The following is a 19,680-nucleotide window of genomic DNA, read 5'->3' on the forward strand; positions in this document are numbered from 1 at the left end:
CCGGCGGCGGTGCCGCCAGCTCGCCTGCTCGGTCCCGATGGCATGCCCGTACGGTGGGCTCAGTGTGCCGTGTAGGCGGGAAGGGTTGTCGTACCGGATGCAGCCTCTGATGGACGGCTGGGAGGTCGACTTCGGGCAGGGGAAGGAACCTTTGCTTCAGTGGCTGGAGTGCCACAGCCGGGCGGTGCCCGCCCCGGTCCGCTCCCCTGGCCGTCACCGTCTGGTGCTGGCTCTGGGACACAACCGCATCGCCGCCAGGACCGGTTCGTTGGACAAACGGTCCTGTCTGCCGTGGCAGCTGGGCATGGCCGCCGCGGAACTGTAGATTCGCCCCACCCCTGGGTTACCGACGAAATGCGGCTGGTGAGGTGACGCACAACAGGGGCGCGAAGCACCCCGTCGAAGGCCTCCTCACGCCCTCGCTGGAGCCATAAGAACTCAGAACTCTGGTCCCAACAAGTGCTTACAGACAGCCGGGCCTGCGAAGTGCTTACAGACAGCCGGGCCTGCGAGGTGTCCCCCACTGGCGCGGGGTCAGGTGGGTGGCCCGTCCTGCGAAGGAACGCGCACGACCAGGAGGGCGACGTCGTCGTCGTTGTCTTCGGGACGCGCTCTTTTCATGAGGAGATCGGCGAAGCCCTCCAGGGGCCGGTGGGCCAGAGAGGCGGCATTCCGGCGCAGCCTTTCCAGGCCGTCGTCGAGAGAACGGCCGGGCGATTCGATCAGGCCGTCGGTGTAGAGCACCAGAGTGGACAGCGGCGGCAGGACGACCGTTGCGTCCTCGCGGGGATTGCTGACCTGGGTGCCGAGAAGGAGGCCGTGCCCGTCCGTGAGGTAGCGGCTCTGACCGTCGTACGTGACCAGCAGAGGCGGCGGGTGGCCGGCATTCGTCCAGCGCAGCGTCCACTGCCCCATGCCGTCCGTCTCCAGACGGCCGAGGATCATGGTGGCCATCTCGACCTCGGAGATGCGGGGAACGGCTTCGTCGACACGGCTGACCACGACGCTGGGCGGTTCCTGGTGCGACCAGGCATAGGCCCGCAGAATGTTGCGGAGCTGGGCCATGTCGGCCGCTGCGTCCAGGTCGTGCCCGACGACGTCGCCGATGACCAGGGCGAGGGCCTGGTCAGGAAGGTAGAAGGCGTCGTACCAGTCGCCGCCGACCTGGGACGCGTGGGGCGCCGACAGGTAGCGGGCGGCCATCTCGAGGCCCGGTACACGGGGCATCTGGGGCAGCAGGTGACGCTGCATGGTCTCGGCGACCTTGCGCTGGCGCTGGTAGAGACGTGCGTTGTCGAGTGCCAGGCCGGCGCGGCGGGCGATGTCCTCCAGCAGCGGGATGTCGGCGCCGGTGAAGGATTCTGGGCGGTCGGATCTGCCGAGGGTCAGAGCCCCGAGGACCTCGCGGAGGCCGCGGATGGGCGCGATGACCGCAGAGTGCATGTGCGTGCCGTCGAACAGCCTGCGTTGTTCGACGGCAATGCCGGAGTCGGGCGGGCCGTGGTACGTCTCGGGCGTCGCCAGGGTGGACCCCGCTCCCCGCAGCGCCCGGGACAGCGGTTGGGGAGAGGCCTGGGGAACCGGCGGCATGGCTCCCTCCAAGTCCTTGCGGCGCACCAGGCGGCCGCCCTCCTCGTGCGCGACCACGGTGCGCCAGACCTCGTCGTTGTCGCTGATCAGGTCGACGACCGCCCAGTCCGCCAGCAGAGGAACGACCAGCCGAACCAGACGGTCCAGCGCCTCGTCGACATCCAGAGTGGAGGTGAGCTGGGTGGTGGTCTCGGCCAGCAGAGCCAGACGTTCCAGCTCCGACAGCAGCTCCATGGTGAGGGCCGGGCCCTGCAGCGACGGCTCGGCGGAATCGCGCTCGTGGAATACCACCAGGGCGCCCACTTCGTCGGCACTGATGCGCAAGGGGGTCGTCAGCCAGGACATCGCCAGCAACGTCCCGTCACCGCGCTCGAAGTAGCCCAGATCCTCCTGCCGGGTGCGTCGGGCGATGAAGGCGTCCATCATCGCGCACTGGTTCCTGGGAATGGTCGTCCCATTGCCGTCCCGGTGGAGGAAATCATGCGCATCCCGGCCCAGCAGGTCCTCGGCGTTGCGAGCCAGCAACGCCTCGGCCTCGCTGTTCACCGCGACGACGGCGCCGTCGGCGTCCACCGCGTACGCACCGGCCTTGAGCCCTGCCAGCCAGCTGCCGAGCCCCAGTTGCAAGTCAGCGCCATGCTCCCCGTCTCCCGCCCTGCCACCACGTTGCGCGACCACTTCTTCCGCACCTCCGCTCTCGCGCCGGCCCTGCCCTGCCCGCAGCCTCCGCGGCTCTCCCCGAACCCCGCCCGGTCCATGGGGCGCATCTCTGGGACCCTGGATCAGCCTGTAGGGCAGTCGGAGGCGAGGAGAATGTACAGGGCCCGCCGGGGCCAGGCCTCTTCCGGCTGGGCACCTGCAGACGGTCGGCTCCGGATGGCGCTGAACGCTGACACGGGGGACGACCCGTCGGCGCCGGCCGCTCGAGCGCGTGCTCTTTGACGGGCAGCAGAGTGCTGCATACCTGGGGAGCCTGCGGCCGGTGGGTGTGCTGGGAGACAAGCAGGGGATGCGCGCCCTTCGGCAACGCCATGAATCGCCGGCGCCTGGCGTGGGCGCAGAGAGCGACGGCGACCGGGCGCCTGTCGGCGGCGGCACCGGACGGGCGCAACGCCGTCATGACGTGCCGTACGTGCAGTGCACCAACGCGTCCGCCCTTGCCGAGCTCACGACCATCTTCCCGATCTACAGGTCCGTACCGGCGTTGCCCTCGTCGTTCGAAGAGTCTCGCCGTTTGGGCTCGCTCTTGGCGGAAGAACCCTTCTCATGCCCCTCCAACAGCTCCAGGAGCGCAGCGTCTGCCTTTTTCTGGTCTTCCTTCGTCAGTTCGGCAGGGACGTTGTTGTAGACGGTGTACCGGTCGGGATAGATGATGTTGGTGGTCCTCAAGGTGAACGTCAGAAGCGAGCGCCAACCCTTGCGGTGGCCAACTCTCACTTGGATTCGGACCTTGTAGTCACGGGCCTCTGGAACCAACCCAGAAAACGGTGCCTCGAACTCGATGAAGAGTTGTTGCGCTTCTCTGCCGGCCACAACGAATCCGGCCGGCAACTTCGGTTCCTCGTCCGGTCCGGGTTGGAGACGGCATGGTGAAGACTTCCACAGGAGCGGCAGATGAGAGGCGGGCTCATCGGGGAAGCTCAGCATGAGGTCGTGCACGACTATCGGCTTGGCACCGGTGTTGTGAAAGACGAGCGGAAGCCGCAGGCGAACAATGGAGCCGTGGCAAATCGCTGCAAAGGAATGAGGCTCCCATGTCTCCAGGCGCCCCTGTCTGGCGTTGATCCACCAGAATGAGGCAACGGTGAAGATCAATGCACTGACCGACACAACGCTGGCAGCAGAAAGCGATGAGAACGCATTCTGATCAGCAGCGGCCATCAGCGGAAGCACAAATTCAGTGTGCCAGCCTCAGGGTGGGTACGCTAAACGTCGCCCATGGGGCAAAGGCAGCTGGTCAGGGCGGTCTGGGCCTGCAACTGCACGTTTGCTGCAATCGCAGCTAGAGCGCAGGGCCACGGGCCGCTCCCGTTCGTAGGCACGCAGGAGGCCGGGAGTTCCGCAGCCCTCGGCGCCGGCAGCCACCGGTGGGGGCATCTATGGACGGTGTCGCCGGCGCGGTCGAGAAGAGGCTGCAGAACACGATGGCGCTTGTTCTGCGCCCGTGGCGGATTCACACGCGCGGTGGTCGGCGGCCGGGGGCGGTCCGTCACAGCCACGGCAGGGGCGAACCGGGCGCCGGTACTCAGGAGAGCACCGGCGCCCACGGCATGGCGCCTCTCACCTGTACGCCGACCGCGCTCGGGTGCTCGGACTTCGGATCCCGCGCGACCGGGCGGCGGCAGTGCCGTCAGGCCCAGGCGACGGCGTCCTCGACGGGCACGCGGGGCAGCCGCGGGAACCACGGGTCGGCACCGGGGTGGCCGATGTTGACCACCAGATGCGAGCGCCAGCTGGTACCGGCGAAGAACTCCTTGTCCACGCCGGCCCGGTCGAAGCCCGCCATGGGACCGGCCGCCAGCCCTGCTGCGCGCACCGCGAGCAGGAAGACCCCGCTCTGCAGTGCCGAGTTGTAGGCGGCAAGGCTCTCGCGCGTCTGGATCTGGTCGGCGAACGCCGCTCGCAGCATGTCGCCGCGGGCCGGGAAGACGGTCGGCATCTGCTCGTGGAAGTCGACGTCGTACGCCAGGATCGCCACGGCCGGCGCTTGAAGCGTCTTGGCCCTGTTGCCCTCGTCGAGATGCTCGGCCAGTCGCTCCTTGCCCTCGCGGGTGCGCACGAAGAGCACACGCAGAGGCTGACCGTTGGCGGCGCTCGGCGACCATCGGGCGAGTTCCCAGATCATGGCGAGTTCGTCGTCGGCAACGGCCACCTCGGCAAAGGTGTTCGCGGTGCGGGCCTCGGTGAACAGCACCTTTCGCCCTGCGTCGTCGAGGACATCGAGGGCCTGCGGTTCGCGGTCGGTCGTGCTCATGGTTTCTCTCTTACTTCGGTTGTGCGGATGGTGTGGTGCCGGGGCGGGTTGACCGCCCCGGCGCCACACGGTGGGGACGGGGTCTGGTTTGCGGAGCCGGGCGGGGCACAAGGACCCGGTGCTGCCACGTGGGCCTTAGGCCCCGCCGGCGTCATGTGTGGTCGGCTGACCGCTTGTTCCGCTCCGCGCCCAGGCGGGCGAAGTAGGCGATCAGATCGGGGTTGTCGACCGCCGCGGGATTCAGGACCTGCTCGGCGGGGATGCCCTGGAGCAGGCGCTTGACGGGAACCTCGAGCTTTTTGCCGGTCTTGGTGTGCGGGAGGGCCGGTACGGCGAGGATCTCGTCGGGGACGTGGCGGGGCGAGGCGCCGGCGCGGATCGCGTCGCGGATCTTCTCGCGCAGGGGGTCGTCCAGGCCGGCCCCGTCGGCGAGGACCACGAAGAGCGGCATCCAGTAGCCGCCGTCGGGGTCCTCCGCGCCGATGACGAGGGCCTCGGTGATCTCGGGGAGGCGCTCGACGACGTCGTGGATGTCGGCACTGCCCAGGCGCACGCCGTTGCGGTTGAGGGTGGCGTCGGAGCGGCCGTGGACGATCACCGAGCCGTGCGAGGTGAGGGTGATCCAGTCGCCGTGCCGCCACACGCCGGGGTAGGCGCCGAAGTAGGCGTCGCGGTAGCGGCTGCCGTCGGGGTCGTTCCAGAAGTACAGCGGCATGGACGGCATGGGCCGGGTGACGACCAGTTCGCCGACCTGGTCCAGGACAGGGGTGCCCGTCGCGTCGTAGGCGGCCAGCGCCACGCCCAGGCCGGGGGCGGACAGCTCCCCCGCCCAGACCGGGGTCGTGGCGGCACTGCCGGCGAAGCCGGAGACGACGTCCGTGCCGCCGCTGGTGGAGGCCAGCTGGATGCCGGGGCCCACATGGTCACGGACCCAGGGGTAGGCGGAGGCGGGCAGAGCGGAGCCGGTGCAGCCGACGACGCGGACGGCCGAAAGGTCGTGCACGGAGGGTTCGATGCCCAGCTTGCTCATGGCCAGCAGGTACTGGGGGCTGGTGCCGAAGACGGTGACCTTGTGGCGGGCCGCCAGCTCCCACAGGATGTCCGGTCGCGCGAGCGGCGCCGGGCTGCCGTCGTAGGTGCAGGTGGTCGCGCCGGTCAGCAGGGTGGAGACGACCAGGTTCCACATCATCCAGTGGGTGGTGGTGTACCACAGCAGGCGGTCCCCGGTGCCCAGATCGGTGTGCAGGCCGAGCATCTTGAGGTGCTCGAGCAGGATCCCGCCGTGCCCGTGGACGATGCCCTTGGGCAGGCCGGTGGTGCCGGAGGAGAAGACGACCCACAAAGGGTGGTCGAACGGCACCGGGACGACGGTGAGGTACTCGGTGCGGGTGGCGGCGTCCTCCCAGGGAACCGTCAGCCCCGGGTGCCCGCCCTCGGGCCAGGCAAGGCCCACGTGGTCCACGAGCACCGTGGCCGTCAGCGTCGGCAGGGCGGCGGCCAGTTCGAGCGAGGCGGTCCGGCGGTCGTGGGTGGTGCCGTTGAAGAGGTAGCCGTCCGCGGTGATCAGCACCGTGGGTCCGAGCTGGGCGAAGCGGTCGGCGGCGGCCTTGGGTGCGTAGTCCTGGCCGCACACCGACCACACCGCGCCCAGGCTGGCGGCGGCGAGGAAGGCGATGACGGCGTGGGGGGTGTTGGGCAGGTAGCCCACCACCCGGTCGCCCTGTCCGACGCCCAGGTCGCGCAGGGTGGCGGCGACGGAGGCGACCTGTGAGCGCAGCTGCCGGCCCGTGATCTCGTAGCCGGCTCCGGTCTCGTCCAGGGCGGTGATGGCGGGAGCGTCCGGCTGCAGGTTGCGCAGCGCGTGGTGGGCGTAGTTGAGGGTGGCGCCGGGGAACCAGCGGGCGCCGGGCATGGTTTCCTCGGCCAGCACCCGCTCGTACTCGGTCGTCGCGTCGATGTCGAAGTACTCCCACACCGCGGCCCAGAACCCTTCCAGGTCGGTGACGGACCAGCGGTACAGGGCCTGGTAGTCGGTGGGGTCCTGGATCCGGGCGCCCTGGTGCCGGGCCGCCCATCGGGCGAAGTCCGCGATGCGGCTGCGGGCGGCCGTCTTCGGGTCGGGGGTGAAGAAGGGTTTTGGGTGCGGCGTGGGGTGCGGGCTGGTCATGGTGTGGTGTTCCTCGTCAGGGGGCGGGCCGGACGTCGGCGGTACGGCGGGCCGTGTGCAGCAGGGGAGCCCAGGCGGCGGTGTCCGTGAAGTCGCCGGTGCCGGCGGGGACGGTGTCCATCACGACGCGGTCGGGGCGCAGCAGGACGGCGTCCGACCGGCCGCGTGCCAGCCAGGCGGCCAGGTGGCCGTCGTCGCCCAGGTCGTCGACGTGGATCGTCGGTGCGCCCAGTGTCGTGGCCACGGCCGTCATCCGCGCCGTGGGCGGCACAGCGGTCAGGACGGCGAAGGAGTCCCCGAGGACGTCATCGAGGCGCACTCGCCTGCCGTCGTGCCGTACCCAGGGCTGCGGGCAGAAGGTGCCGGCCAGCACGCGGCCCATCAGCCTGGGGCGGCGCCGTACGAGTGGACCGGCGGTCAGGGCGGGGCTGAGGTCACGGCTCACCGCCGCGGTCACGCCGGGGATGCGGCAGACCGTGCCCACGACGGCCCGGCGCAATGCCGCACCGCGGTCCTGTCCGCCGGTCATGGCCCAGCCGACGGCGACCGCGACGCGGATCACATGGCGGGCATGCGGCTTGCGCTCGTGTTCGTAGGTGTCCAGCAGCCCCTCGTGTGCGCCCTGTTGGAGGACGCGGGCGAGTTTCCAGGTGAGGTTGTGGGCGTCACGCAGGCCGGCGCACAGGCCCTGCCCGACGAAGGGCGGGGTGAGGTGGGCGGCGTCGCCCAGCAGGAAGACGCGCCCGCGGCGCCACCGGTCGGCGAGACGGGCCCGGAAGGTGTACTGCGCCTGACGGATCACCTCGAAGTCGTCGGCCTGCGAGACGTCGGGCGGCAGGTCCGCCCAGGGGGCGACCAGCTCGCGCAGGCGCGCCCACCCGTCCGGGCCGTCCAGGTGCTCGTCCTCGGCCAGCCGGAACTCCCAGCGGTAGCGGTCCTCGCCGACGCGCATGAACGTGCCCGGCCGGTGGGGGCAGCAGATCTGCTCGGCGCCTTCCCAGCTGCGTACCGGGCGGCTGGTGCGCACGTCGATGACCCGCCAGCTCTCTTCGAAGTGCAGGTCCTGCCAGAGGGTGCCGATGGCGTCGCGGGTGAGGCTGCCCGCACCGTCGCAGCCGAGGACGGCATCGGCGAACACGTGCTCCACCTCGTCGCTGCCGTCGCGGCGGAAGGTGACCCGGACCGGACCCGTGGGATCGTTGGGTCCGTCGGTGTCCTGGGTGACGGACACGACCTCCACCCCGCCCCGCAGCTCGCACTCGGGGCGGCGCGCCAGGGCGTCGCGCAGCAGGCGTTCCAGCTCGGGCTGGTCGAACATGCTGGTCTGTGGGAAGCCGTGGTGCCCGTGCAGGGACCGCGGGAATTCGGTGATCATGCGGCGCCGGGCGTCGAGCAGCCGTAGCCCGCGCGCGGGGCGTGCGAGGGCGGCGAACTCCTCGTGGACACCGACGCTCTGCAGGATCCGGCGGATCTCGTCGTCCACGACGACGGCGCGCGGCTGGGGGTAGACGTCCCGGTGGCGTTCCAGGACGACGCTGCGCACTCCGTGCCGGGCGAGCAGGAGGGCGGCCGTGACGCCGACGGGTCCGGCACCGATGATCACCACCGGTGTCCGGGATGGGGCCTTCATGGTGCGTCCGTGACGGGGGTCCGCTGCTCGCCGAGGTCGATCTGCCCGTCGGGGGTGGCGATCGTGGCGGTGATGAGGTCACCGTCGCGCAGGTAGAGGGGGTTCTTGGCCTGGCCCTTGAAGAACGCCTTCCACTTCATCGCGGGCGGCAGCAGCGCGCTGATCTTCGCGATCGGCTTGGGCGGGGCCTTCAGGGCCGTGCCGCCGGGGGTGCCGGTCAGCAGCAGGTCGCCGGGGTCGAGGGTCTGGAAGCGGGCGAGCAGGGTGAGCGCCTGTGCGGGCCGTACGATCATGTCGGCGAGCGTGCGGTCCTGGCGCGGTACGCCGTTGACCGACAGCCGCAGGCGCAGGTTGAGCAGGTGGGCGAAGTCTTCGGGCTCCAGCAGGGCCAGGTACGGCCCCGTCGGCGTGAAGGTCGGATAGGACTTGCTCTCGTAGAACTGGGTCTTGGTCAGCTGGACGTCGCGGGCGCTGACGTCGTTGGTCAGGACAAGGCCGGCGACGTACCGGGGCAGGTCCTGCTCCTCGACGACGGTGCCCACGGGCAGGGTGGCGCCCATGACGAGGCCGAGTTCCACCTCGTGGTCGAGGAACTTCACGTGCGCGGGGCGGACGATCTTCTCGTGCGGTCCGCTGACCGAGCCGGACGCCTTGCGGAAGAAGGTGGCCGGAATGTCGCCGGTGAAGCCCGAATCCTTGGCGTGGCTGCGGTAGTTGACCATCTGGGCGACCACCCGGCAGGGGGTGGTGACCGGAGGCAGCGCCACCAGGCCGGCGACGGGTGTGCCGCTCTCGGCCAAGGCGGCGGCTTCGCGGACCGCGTCCCGGTCGGCGAGCAGCTCGGCGGTGGTGACCGCCTTGGTCTCGACGCGGACGGCGCGCTCGTCCCGGACGGCCCACCAGCCGTCGGTGGTGCGCAGAACGTTGGTGCTCATGAGCTCATCGCTTTCATCAGGCCCAGCAGGCGTGCGGGGTCGAGTTCGTTGTCGCCGCGCAGGGCCGTCATGACCTCGCGCAGCTTGGCGGGGGACGGGCTGGTGCCCAGGAAGTCGCGGGTGACCGGCGGGCCCCACTGGGCCAGGCCGCTCGCCGACATCGGCGCCCAGCCGGGCTCCAGGTCGCAGGAGAAGAGGTCGCCGTCGGCGAAGTGCTCCAGCATGAAGCGGTCGGGGTCGCGCCAGTAGTCGAACAGCTGGCTGCCCTGGATGTGCCGGCCGATGCCCCAGCTGCGCTGGTAGCCGCGCTCGGCCAGGTACTCCCCGCCGGCGCCGATCGCGTCGAGGTCGGTGACCTGGTAGGCGGAGTGCACATAGCCGGTGCCGGGCCCCAGGTGCAGGGCCAGCGTGTGGTGGTCGACGGCCAGGCCGCCCTGGTCGCAGCGGATGAACGCCATCGTCGGGCCACGGTCGCGTTGCCCGTCCAGGAACAGGAAGTCGGACACGATCATCCCGAGGGTGTCCAGGTACCAGTCCAGGGCGCGGGCGAACACCCTCGTCTCCAGCACCACATGGCCCAGCCGCTGGATGCGGGACGGCTCACGGGGCGGGCGCTGGGTGGCGTTCGTACGACGGTGATCCGTGCCGAAGTTGAGGATCAGCGGCTGCTGCTCGGGCAGCGCGGGCAGCTGCTCGGCGCAGTGCACGACCCGGACCGGCAGGCCCGAGGGATCGAGCAGGGCGACCGACTGCCCACCGCCCGGTACGCCGATGTCCCGGACGGTACTGCCGGTGGAGCGGGCCAGCCGGTCCAGGTCGGCCCGTTCGGCCGCGCGGAACGCCGGGCCGATGAAGCGGGACGCAGGCCCCTTGCGGATCACCGTGCACGGCGAGCCGGCGAACGTGCCCCGCAGCCACAGCTCGTGCTCGGTGCGGGCGGCGATCGCGAATCCGAAGTCGTGGGCGAAGACCTCGGCCCGGTCCAGGTCCGGCTTCTCGAACTCCAGCCAGGCCAGGTCCGCCACCTTGATCACGGGATTGCGGGAGCGTCCGGGGTGCTCTCCGCTCAGGGCGCCCTGCTCACTGTGGAGGTCTTGGTGGGGCGTCTGGGGAGCGGCCCTGTCAACGGGGGTGTGGGACATGGTGTCCTCCAAGCAACACTGCTGTAATGATGGAATCATCAACTTTGCCGTTACCCATCGTCAATAGGGTGGAGTCAAATAATTGATAATCTCATCATTTATGGCAGACTCATCGCGACGGTTGTTACACTCCCCGTATGCCGACGTCAGCCCCGCCCAAGAACCGCTTCGCACGGCGCCGCGCCGAGACCCGTCAGGCACTCGTCCGTGCGGCCCGGCAGATCCTCGCGGAGACCGGGGACACCAGCGCCAGCATCCAGGCCATCGCCGAGCGCGCGGACGTCGGTTTCGGCTCCTTCTACAACCACTTCGGGTCCAAGACGGAGCTGTTCGACGCCGCGGTGACAGACGCCCTGGAGGAGTTCGGGCAGGTCATAGACGAGCGCGTCCAGGGAATCGACGACCCGGCCGAGCTCGTCGCGGCGGGCTTCCGGCTCACCGCCCGGATGGCCGACTCCCACCCTGAACTCATGCGGATCCTGCGTGACCGCGGTCTGGCCCAGATCCACACCGACCGGGGCCTCGCCCCTCGAGCCCTGCGCGACCTGGAGACCGGCATCGCCTCGGGCCGCTTCACCTGCACCAACCCGACCACCGCCCTGTCCGCCCTCGGCGGGACCCTGCTGTCCCTCGTGGCGCTGCGGCTGACCCGCCCCGACCTCGACGGCGACGAGGCCGCCTCGGACCTGGCCGAGATGGTCCTGCGCATGCTCGGCGTCCCGCCGGACGACGCCCACCAGGTGACCCGGCGGCCGCTGCCCGTCAGTTGACCCGGAGCACCGGCTGCGCCAGGCCCCGTGGGCACCACCCCGTCCGCCGGTGGCCGCGCGGACCCTCGTCCTCGACCACGACCAGCCCGTGAGACCGGGCTCCTCCCGACACCGCGCAGCCAGACGCGGCCGGCTGAGGCTTCGCGGTCCACCGGCACGGCGTAACGTCGTCAGTGTGGACTTCACCGCGGACAGTCTTCTGTCCCGTGCCGCGCATGAACTCAGCCCGCGAGCGGACGAGCTGATCCACGACGTAGAGCAATGCCTGCGGCGCGAGGTCCCCGAGCTGTGGGACGAACCGGACATCGCGCGGATGACGGGAGAGAACATCGCCGAGCACGTCGCCGCCCTGCTTTCCGGCATCGAGCACGACATCGAGCCACGGCGGATCGATCCGCCGGCCGCCGACGCAGAGCGCGCACGTCGGCTGGCTCAGCGCGGGAAGCCGGTCACAGCGATGCTGCGCGCCTTCCGGCTCGCGCAGAGCCGCATCATCGACCGGCTGCTCGAAGAGCTGCCCCAACTCACCAGCGATGCCGAGCCGATCAACGCGGCGACACGCAAGCTGATCGCACTGGCGACCGAGTACACGGACCGCACATCGCAGACGGGCGTCCTGGCCTTCCAGGAGGAGCGGGACCGCCAGGTGCAGTGGCGGCTGTCGGTGGTGAACGAGGCGAGCGTACGCGTCGGAACGACCCTGGACATCGCCCGCACCGCCCAGGAGTTGGCGGACTTTGCCACCGAGCACTTCGCCGACGCCGCCACCGTCGACCTCCTCGACACGTCTTCCGGAGAGGAGTTTCCGGCGCAGGGCACACTCGCGGTCCGCCAGGTCGCCCAGCGGTCGGTGACGGACGGTCACCCCGAGACGACCCATCTGGAAGCGATCCACGGGCAATCGTCGGTTCCGCCGCAGCAGCCCCACAGGTACCCGGACGGATCACCACCGGCTCGCGCCCTGGTCACCGGCCGGCCCTCACGGCACCACCTCGGCCCGTCCGCTTCCATGCTGCTGGTACCGCTGTGCGCCCGTGGCACCACGCTGGGTGTCGCTCAGTTCTTCCGTCACCACAAGCCCGACGCGTACGGGGACGAGGACCTGCTCCTCGCCCAGGAGATCGCAGCCAGGGCCGCGGTGGCCATCGACAACGCCCGCCGATACACGCACGCGCGCACCACCGCCCTCACCCTCCAGCACAGTCTGCTCCCGCACAGCACACCCGCGCAGTCCGCCGTGGAGGTCGCCTGCCGCTACCTGCCTGCCGCCGCCCAGCTCGGCGTGGGCGGCGACTGGTACGACGTCATCCCGCTGTCCGGTGCCCGGGTCGCACTCGTGGTGGGCGACGTGGTCGGCCACGGCATCCACGCCGCCGCCACCATGGGCCGGCTGCGGACCGCCGTGCGCACCCTCGCCGACATCGACCTGCCGCCCGACGAACTCCTCACCCACCTGGACGACGTCGTCATCCGCCTGGCCGCCGAAGTCTCTTCCGAAGTCCCTGCCCAAACGGACACAGAATCCGCGGGGGACATCGGAGCCACCTGCCTGTACGCCGTGTACGACCCCGTCGCCGGCTGCTGCACCCTCGCCCGCGCGGGCCACGTGCTGCCCGCCGTGATGACCCGGGACGGCACCGTGGACATCCTCGAGCTGCCCGCCGGCCCGCCACTCGGCCTGGGCGGCCTGCCGTTCGAGACGGCGGAGATCGACCTGCCCGAGGGCAGCCTCCTCGCCCTCTACACCGACGGCCTGATCGAGGCCCTCGACCACGACCTCGAGGCGGGCATCACCCGACTGTGCCACGCCCTCGCACAGCCCTCCGCCTCCCTGGAGGCCACCTGCGACACCGTCCTCGAAGCGCTGCTGCCCCCGGACCGACCGCACGACGACGTGGCACTCCTCCTGGCCCGCACCCACGCCCTCGGGGACCGTCAGGTCGCCACTTGGGACGTGGCTGCCGACCCGGCCGAGGTCGCCCGGGCCAGAGCGGGCGTCTCCAAGCAGTTGACCACCTGGGGGCTGGAGGAACTCGACTTCACCGCCGAACTGGTCGTCAGCGAACTGGTCACCAACGCCATCCGCTACGGCCGGCCTCCCATCCAGCTGCGTCTCATCCACGACCGCACCCTCATGTGCGAGGTGTCGGATGCCGGCAGCACGACTCCGCACCTGCGCCGGGCCCGTGTCTTCGACGAGGGCGGGCGAGGTCTGTTCCTCGTCGCCCAACTCTCCGAGCACTGGGGAACGCGCCATGCCCGAAGTGGCAAGACGGTCTGGGCGGAGTGCGCCCTGGGCGCGCCGGAGCTCTTCCCGGACGTGGCAGCGCTGGACCTGGAGGGTATTCCTGGGATCATGTGAGCACCATTCGCCCGGCCCGCCGAGACGATCGCCCGGGGGCTTCTACTGGCTGACGATGCAGCACCTGTCGGCGTAACCTGACCCGCCCGGTCACGTGCGGACGAACGTGACCGAATCTTGGTTGTCGGTGGGCAGCCTGCCCCGGTCGCCCCCGTCGGGCCGCGCGCGGACATGGCCGTCGACGGATGGTGGATGAGGTCGCGCCGCTGATCGCAGGAGGCCCGGCCCCGCATCGCTGAGGAACTGGGCATCAGTCCTGGTGAACTGGCCGGCCTGCACCGCAGGTTCGAGGTCGTCCCCCGGGGCACAGGCCCAGGTCGACCGGGGGGACGTCCGCTGCGGACTGTGGAACCGCTGCCGGCGCCTCGTACCTGGGTGCCGGAACCGGCTCCTTGGAAGCGGCGTACAGTCCGCCCGCCTGCGACCCCACCCGCCCATCCGCCTCCCGCAGAACGGAGGCCGCGGGACCTGCACATGATCCGACCAGACCTTCGGGATCCCGACGCGGGCGAGGACCTGATTCTCCACTCGGCGTGGCGCCAGTACATCGGTGCGTCCCACGCAGAGGTATCACCCGGCTCGCCCTGCCGACTTCACCTGCCCCGGAGCCGGTGTGCGCCAGACCCGGATACCGGGAAGCCGTAGGCGCCGGTGCTCCCATCAAGCACCGGCGCCCACTCACCCCTGCCCTGAGGTGGTCTTGATGAACTTTCTGTTCAGTTGTCAGGGGACGAGGATGAGGCGGATCGGGTCGCCGATCTTGTTCTCCAGCCGGTTGACCGCGTCGGCGGCCTCGGCGAGCGGGATGTGGTCGGTGATGGAGGGGGCCAGGTCGAGACGGCCGACCTCGGCCAGCCGGACCAGCTCGGTGACGGACTCGGGGGTGCCGCCGTAGTGGCCGCGCACCTGCTTGCCCAGGTAGTTGAAGGTCAGGCCCTCGCTGATGGTGATCGGCCTGGGACTGATGCCGACCAGGATGAGGACTCCGTTCAGGCCGAGCACGGCGGCGGCCTGCTCACGGACCGCCGGCACGCCGGCGCAGTCGAAGGCGAAGTCCAGGCCCCGTCCGGCGGTGGCCGCGCGGACCTGGTCGGCGAAGTCGTCGGCGGCCGGGTCCAGGGCGAAATCCGCACCGAAGGCCAGGGCACGCTCCCGGGCGCCGGGCAGCGGGTCGACGGCAATGATCGGCGCGGCGCCGGCCAGGCGGGCGACGCGGACGTTGTGGGCGCCGACACCGCCCACGCCCCAGATGCCGACGGACTGGGCGGGGCGTACACCGGCGGTGGCGACGACGGCGGCGTAGGGGGTGGAGACCGCGTCGGGGATGATCGCGGCCTGGTCGAAGGGGAGGTTGTCGGGGATGGGGATGAGGGTGTCCTCGCGGGCGAGGGTGTACTGGGCCCAGCCGCCGTCGTAGTCGATGCCGGCGGTGAGCATCTGGGTGCAGGGGCGGCGGCGCACGCAGCCGGCGCACTGGCCGCAGGTCTTGCCGGCCTCCAGGGTGACGCGGGTGCCCACGGTCAGGCCGCGCTTGAGGCCGGGTCCGAGGGTGTGGATCACACCGGAGACCTCGTGGCCGACGGTGACCGTGTCGGAGGTGGCGAACAGCGGGACGAGGGAGCCGTCGATGAGGTGGACGTCCGACAGGCAGACGCCTGCGGCCTTCACCTCTATGAGGACCTCGCCCGGGCCGGGCACGGGGACGGGGACCTCCTCCACGGCGAACTTCTTGCTGTCCAGGTGGAAGCGTCCGGCGAGCATGGTGTCCATGGTGCTCTGCTTTCTGTGAGCGGCACTCCCGGCGGTTCGGGCCGATGGGTGCCGTGTGGTGCCTCGCGGGTGAGTGGTGGCCGGGAGGGTGCGGGGTGTCAGGACCGCCGCACCCTCCCGGCGCCTGGGGGTCAGGCGAAGACGTCCTGCTGGTAGCGCTCGTCCGCTTCCAGCTGGGCGAGCCACTGCTGGGCGGCCTCGTCGTCGCTGCCGGTGTGCTTGCGGTAGATGGCGGCGAGCGCCTCGCGCACGGCGGGTGCCATGCGGCGGCCGTCACCGCAGACGTAGATGTACGCGCCGTCCTGGATGGCCTGCCACACGGTGTCGGCGGCGCCCGCGATGGCGTCCTGGACGAACCGGGCCGGGTGGCCGGTCACCGCGGAGTAAGCGGTGTGCACCTGGGCGATCCCGGCCTGCTCCCAGTCCTGCATCTCCTGCCGGTAGAAGTAGTCGTGCTCCGGGTGGCGGCAGCCGACGAAGACCTGGGACAGGCCCGCCTGGGTGCCGTTCGCGTGCTGGTGGGCACGCTCCTCGAGGAAGCCGCGCAGGGGCGCGATGCCGGTGCCGGGGCCGATGAGGATCAGCGGCGTGGCGGGGTCGGCCGGCGGGGCGAAGGTCGGGGAGGGCACGCGCACGTAGCCGTAGACGACGTCTTCGGGCTCGAGGCCTGCGATGTAGGAGGAGCAGGTGCCGCGGTACCGGCCGTCGCCGGACAGGGCCGGGCCTTCCAGGAGGCCGACGGTCAGGCGCACGTGGCGCGGGTTGGCCAGCGGGGAGGAGGAGATGGAGTAGAAGCGGGGGCGGATCGGGCCCATCATCTCCAGGAAGACCGCCAGTGGCAGTTCGACCGCGGGGAAGCGCTCCAGCAGACCCAGTACGGAGACGCGCTTGCCCAGGATCTCGGCCTGGTAGCGCTCCTCGGCTTCGGCGGTGTCGGCCGTGTAGGCCTGCAGCTGCGGCCGGGTCCACGGGCACTGGGTGTACTCGGCCAGCGTCTGTATCTGGGAGCGGGTGGCCACGTCCTGCAGCTCCAGGAACTCGGTGAGCAGCAGGCCTGCGGTGACGGGGGTGCCCACCGGGAGGTGGGTGCGGCCGCCGGCGGGCTGGTCCAGGCGCAGGGCCTGGTCGCGGTCGACGCCGAGCCCCGCGAGGGCGCGGTTGACCAGCGCGGGGTCGTTCTTGGCGAAGACGGCGAGGTGGTTGCCGGTGTCGTAGGTGACACCGTCGGGGAGCTCGATGGTGATGGACTTCGCGGCCGGGCGCGGCGGCTCGATGCTGAAGTCCCACAGGCCGGTGGCGTCTGCCACGAGTTCCTCGTTGGCGATCACGGTCAGCGGGTAGGCCTGCTCGGAGACGATCGCCGGGCGCACGTCGGCCTCGGTGAGCATCTGCACCTGGAAGCGCGGTCCGCTCGCCTGGGAGGTGTCGGCGGCGTACTCCTCGGCCAGGGTGGTCCACAGGGTGTCCATCCAGCGGGTGGCCATGCCGTCGAAGTCACCGGCGGCATCCGCGATGCCGCGCTCGATGACGGGGGTGGCGCCGGCGGCCAGCAGGCCTTCCTCGATCCGCTTGGGGAAGGCCTGGTAGGTGGCCACCCACTGGGTGTTGCCGGCACCCAGCAGCGCGAACCGCACGTTGGACAGCGAGCCCTGCGGGAGTCCGGCGGAGAGCAGGTCGTCGAAACGCTGCGCGTTGTCCGGGGCCTTGCCGTTGTAGCTGGAGGCCACGACGGCGAGCAGTCCCTCGGTGGGCAGGTTGTCGCCCAGCTCGTCCAGGCCGACCAAGGTGGTGCCGAACCCGGAGCGCTCACCGCGGTCGGCGATGGTGCGCGCGAGGTCCTCGCTGCTGCCCAGGCTGGAGCCGTAGGCGACGGTCAGGTTCACCCCGACACCGCTGACCGCGGTCTGCTGCTGCGTGCCGTCGGTCTGCAGGTCCGCGGCGCCGAAGACGGTGCGCTCGTGCTCCTGACGGGTGCGCACGTGCAGTTCGAAGCCGCCGGGCTTGCGCGTCAGCGCCTCCTTGACGTCCATCTTGTAGTCGGTCGTGTCGGAGAACTTGAACTTCTGCAGCACCAGCGCGAGGGCCAGACGGGCCTCGGTGAGCGCGAACTGCCGGCCGATGCAGGCACGCACGCCGTTGCCGAACGGCTTGTAGGCGTGCGGGTGGTGGTGGACCCGGTTCTCCGGCAGCCACCGGTCGATGTCGAACTCCTCCGGCCGGTCCCACGCCTTGGGGTGGGTGTGCAGCGGGCCCATGAGGAGGTTGACCCGCGTTCCCTTCTTCAGCTCGTAGCGGTCACCGATGACGGTGTCCTCCAGCGGCGCCTTGGAGATCGCCGGGATGGGAGCCCACAGGCGCAGGGTCTCCTCCAGGATGCGCGGGATGACGTCCAGCTGCATGATCGTGTCGTAGTCCGGGACCGTGTCGCCGGGCAGCAGGCGGTCCACCTCGGCGTAGGCCTGGGCCAGCACGTGCGGGTTGCGCATCAGCGAGTACGTGGCGAACGACAGCAGGCCACTGGTGGTCTCGTGACCGGCGATCAGGAACGTCACCACCTGGTCGCGGACATTGTCGTCGTACAGCCGTTCGCCGGTCTCCGGGTCGGTCGCTTCCAGCATCAGGCCCAGCAGGTCTTCCTCGGCGCTGCCCTTGCCCTCGTGGCGCTCCTTGATCACACTGCCGACCAGGTCCTGCATCAGCTGGATGTTCTCGCCGTACCTCTTGGCATCGGCCTTGCGGAGCTTGGTCATCATCGGCAGCTCCTGGGAGCGCCGCAGCGACTCGATCAGCGACTCCAGCAGCGCGTTGAGGAAGGGGTGCAGCTCCTCCTTGGCGAAGGAGTCGAACCGGTAGCCGAATCCCGACAGGGCGATGGTGTCCAGGGTGAGCCGTGTGTAGTCGTCGGTGATGTTGACCGGCCGGCCCTCCCGGCTCTCCCACTTGCCCACCAGGTTCTGGGCGATCTCCAGCATCTGCCCGTAGTAGGCCTTCATGGCCCGCTGGCTGAACGCCGGCAGGAGGATCCGGTGCGCCATGCCCCATTCCTCCTCGTGCTGGTGGGCCGTGAACAGGCCCGCGCCCGTGAAGTCCCGCACATGGTTCAGCGGCGTCTTCTCGATCTGCTTGAAGAACCGCGTCTCGTCGCAGACCTCGGCCACCAGGTCCGGGTCGGAGACGAAGACCTGCTCGATGCCGGCGATCTCCATGCCGTAGATGCCCTCGGGGAACTGCTTGGACAGCTCGCCGAAGTACTCCACCGGGTTGGTGCTGGGGATCTGCGGCGTGTGGCCGAGGAAGGGGACCCCGCGCGGAGACCGGATGGGTCGCAGGTCGTTCTTGGACTGGGTGGACATGGCTTGCTCCTTCAGGCAGGGGAGGGAATCGGGCAAGGGCGCCGGTCGATGCGCGGTGCACCACGGAAACATACGCCGTATGGAATTAGTACCGTACGCCGTATGGAAAGCAACTGCAACCCCGGGGCCGCACGAGCGGCCGCCATGCCGCCGTGTGGCCGAGGTCATTTCCATACGCCGTACGAAACTGATAGCGTCCGGGGCATGGAAAAGGTGAAGCGTCCCCCGCGGGGAACCAGGAAGAGGGAGGTGCCTCTGACCGAGGCCGGGATCTATGCCGCCGCCCTGCAGCTCATCGACGCGGAGGGGGTCGAGGCGCTCACCATGCGCAAACTCGCGACCGCGCTCGATGCGAACCCGATGTCGCTGTACCACCACGTGCCGAACAAGGACGCCCTACTGCGCGGCGTGGCGAGAACGGTCGGCGCCCAGTTCCGCACCGTGACACTGGAGGACGCTCCCTGGCAGGAGCGCATCCGCCTGCTCGCCACGGATTTCCGGACGCTGGCGCACCGCCACCCCAACCTGATGGCCTACTCGTTCAGCCACCAGGCGGACTTCATCCAGCCCGAAGACCCGTTCTGGGTTGCGCTCGCCGCGATCCTGGACGCCGCCGGGGTGCCGCACTCCGAGCTCCCGCAGATCGCCGCTCTCGTGTGCTGCGTCATCACCGGTGTCCTCACCGCCGAGCTCAACGGCGCGCTCCACCGGTGGTCGCGCCTCAAACCCCCCACTGTCGGCGAAGACGGGCTCGCCCATCCAGGCCGTGACGAGAACCGCGTCTTCCGCCTGGCGCTGGACGCCACGATCGTCGGCGTGGAGAGCCATATCGCACAGACCCGCAAGCGCTGACGGAGCGGAGCGGCCGCCACGGGCTCCGCCGACGAACACTTCTTCGCCGCCTGAAGCGCCTGGGCGCAAGGGCGGCGAGCGGCGGACGTGCGCGGCGACGTTGCGTGCCTGGTCGCTCACGTGCGCAGGTTCGAC

Annotated in this window: 13 protein-coding genes; 4 read left to right on the forward strand and 9 right to left on the reverse strand. The window is 70.3% G+C overall.

Annotated features, from left to right (window positions below):
- Positions 1–97: 97 nt before the first annotated feature.
- Positions 98–325, forward strand: a complete 228-nt coding sequence (locus OHS70_RS00005; RefSeq protein WP_328392257.1) for a hypothetical protein — start codon at positions 98–100, stop codon at positions 323–325.
- A 209-nt stretch (positions 326–534) separates the two neighbouring features.
- Here OHS70_RS00005 and OHS70_RS00010 read toward each other — a convergent pair whose 3' ends face one another.
- The 7 genes from OHS70_RS00010 to OHS70_RS00040 all read right to left on the reverse strand — a co-directional run bounded on the left by OHS70_RS00010 (position 535) and on the right by OHS70_RS00040 (position 10,438).
- Positions 535–2,217 (reverse strand): SpoIIE family protein phosphatase, encoded by a 1,683-nt coding sequence (locus OHS70_RS00010; RefSeq protein WP_328392259.1) that lies wholly within the window; start codon positions 2,215–2,217, stop codon positions 535–537.
- Positions 2,218–2,775: 558 nt separating this feature from the next.
- Positions 2,776–3,483 carry a hypothetical protein gene (locus OHS70_RS00015; RefSeq protein ID WP_328392261.1) on the reverse strand — a complete coding sequence of 236 codons (708 nt, stop codon included), beginning with the start codon at positions 3,481–3,483 and terminating at the stop codon, positions 2,776–2,778.
- Between the two features lie 457 nt (positions 3,484–3,940).
- Positions 3,941–4,564 carry a malonic semialdehyde reductase gene (locus tag OHS70_RS00020; RefSeq protein ID WP_328392263.1) on the reverse strand — a complete coding sequence of 208 codons (624 nt, stop codon included), beginning with the start codon at positions 4,562–4,564 and terminating at the stop codon, positions 3,941–3,943.
- 151 nt (positions 4,565–4,715) lie between these two features.
- Positions 4,716–6,731, reverse strand: a complete 2,016-nt coding sequence (locus OHS70_RS00025) for an acetoacetate--CoA ligase (RefSeq protein ID WP_328392265.1) — start codon at positions 6,729–6,731, stop codon at positions 4,716–4,718.
- A 16-nt stretch (positions 6,732–6,747) separates the two neighbouring features.
- Positions 6,748–8,361 carry a bifunctional 3-(3-hydroxy-phenyl)propionate/3-hydroxycinnamic acid hydroxylase MhpA gene (mhpA, locus tag OHS70_RS00030; RefSeq protein ID WP_328392267.1) on the reverse strand — a complete coding sequence of 538 codons (1,614 nt, stop codon included), beginning with the start codon at positions 8,359–8,361 and terminating at the stop codon, positions 6,748–6,750.
- Positions 8,358–9,296: a fumarylacetoacetate hydrolase family protein gene (locus tag OHS70_RS00035; protein ID WP_328392269.1), complete on the reverse strand. Its 939-nt coding sequence runs from the start codon at positions 9,294–9,296 to the stop codon at positions 8,358–8,360. Before OHS70_RS00035 ends, mhpA begins: the two co-directional genes overlap by 4 nt.
- On the reverse strand, positions 9,293–10,438 hold the full coding sequence (locus OHS70_RS00040) for a VOC family protein (RefSeq protein ID WP_328392271.1): 1,146 nt from the start codon (positions 10,436–10,438) through the stop codon (positions 9,293–9,295). Before OHS70_RS00040 ends, OHS70_RS00035 begins: the two co-directional genes overlap by 4 nt.
- A gap of 137 nt (positions 10,439–10,575) precedes the next feature.
- On the opposite strand from OHS70_RS00040, the gene OHS70_RS00045 reads away from it, so the two are divergent.
- Together OHS70_RS00045 and OHS70_RS00050 are read left to right on the forward strand one after the other, a co-directional pair.
- Complete coding sequence (locus OHS70_RS00045) at positions 10,576–11,208, forward strand: TetR/AcrR family transcriptional regulator (protein WP_328392273.1); 633 nt, start codon at positions 10,576–10,578, stop codon at positions 11,206–11,208.
- A gap of 175 nt (positions 11,209–11,383) precedes the next feature.
- Complete coding sequence (locus tag OHS70_RS00050; RefSeq protein ID WP_328392274.1) at positions 11,384–13,570, forward strand: ATP-binding SpoIIE family protein phosphatase; 2,187 nt, start codon at positions 11,384–11,386, stop codon at positions 13,568–13,570.
- Positions 13,571–14,293: 723 nt separating this feature from the next.
- On the opposite strand, the gene OHS70_RS00055 is transcribed toward OHS70_RS00050, so the two are convergent.
- Entirely contained in the window at positions 14,294–15,340 is a 1,047-nt protein-coding gene (locus OHS70_RS00055) for a zinc-binding dehydrogenase (protein ID WP_328392276.1), read from the reverse strand.
- A 131-nt stretch (positions 15,341–15,471) separates the two neighbouring features.
- Positions 15,472–18,693, reverse strand: coding sequence for a bifunctional cytochrome P450/NADPH--P450 reductase (locus OHS70_RS00060; RefSeq protein ID WP_328392278.1), 3,222 nt, complete (start codon positions 18,691–18,693; stop codon positions 15,472–15,474).
- Between the two features lie 249 nt (positions 18,694–18,942).
- Here OHS70_RS00060 and OHS70_RS00065 point away from each other — a divergent pair, with 249 nt between their 5' ends.
- Positions 18,943–19,545 carry a TetR/AcrR family transcriptional regulator gene (locus OHS70_RS00065; protein ID WP_328392280.1) on the forward strand — a complete coding sequence of 201 codons (603 nt, stop codon included), beginning with the start codon at positions 18,943–18,945 and terminating at the stop codon, positions 19,543–19,545.
- The last annotated feature ends 135 nt before the right edge of the window (positions 19,546–19,680 follow it).

The organism is Streptomyces sp. NBC_00390 (assembly GCF_036057275.1).
In the GTDB taxonomy this organism is placed as follows: Bacteria; Actinomycetota; Actinomycetes; order Streptomycetales; family Streptomycetaceae; genus Streptomyces.

Bases quoted from the DNA above. Each gene is read 5' to 3' on its own strand.
- OHS70_RS00045 (WP_328392273.1), top strand. From the start codon at position 10,576: ATGCCGACGTCAGCCCCGCCCAAGAACCGCTTCGCACGGCGCCGCGCC.
- OHS70_RS00040 (WP_328392271.1), bottom strand. From the start codon at position 10,438: ATGTCCCACACCCCCGTTGACAGGGCCGCTCCCCAGACGCCCCACCAA.
- OHS70_RS00025 (WP_328392265.1), bottom strand. From the start codon at position 6,731: ATGACCAGCCCGCACCCCACGCCGCACCCAAAACCCTTCTTCACCCCC.
- OHS70_RS00020 (WP_328392263.1), bottom strand. From the start codon at position 4,564: ATGAGCACGACCGACCGCGAACCGCAGGCCCTCGATGTCCTCGACGAC.
- OHS70_RS00035 (WP_328392269.1), bottom strand. From the start codon at position 9,296: ATGAGCACCAACGTTCTGCGCACCACCGACGGCTGGTGGGCCGTCCGG.
- OHS70_RS00005 (WP_328392257.1), top strand. From the start codon at position 98: ATGCAGCCTCTGATGGACGGCTGGGAGGTCGACTTCGGGCAGGGGAAG.
- mhpA (WP_328392267.1), bottom strand. From the start codon at position 8,361: ATGAAGGCCCCATCCCGGACACCGGTGGTGATCATCGGTGCCGGACCC.
- OHS70_RS00055 (WP_328392276.1), bottom strand. From the start codon at position 15,340: ATGGACACCATGCTCGCCGGACGCTTCCACCTGGACAGCAAGAAGTTC.
- OHS70_RS00060 (WP_328392278.1), bottom strand. From the start codon at position 18,693: ATGTCCACCCAGTCCAAGAACGACCTGCGACCCATCCGGTCTCCGCGC.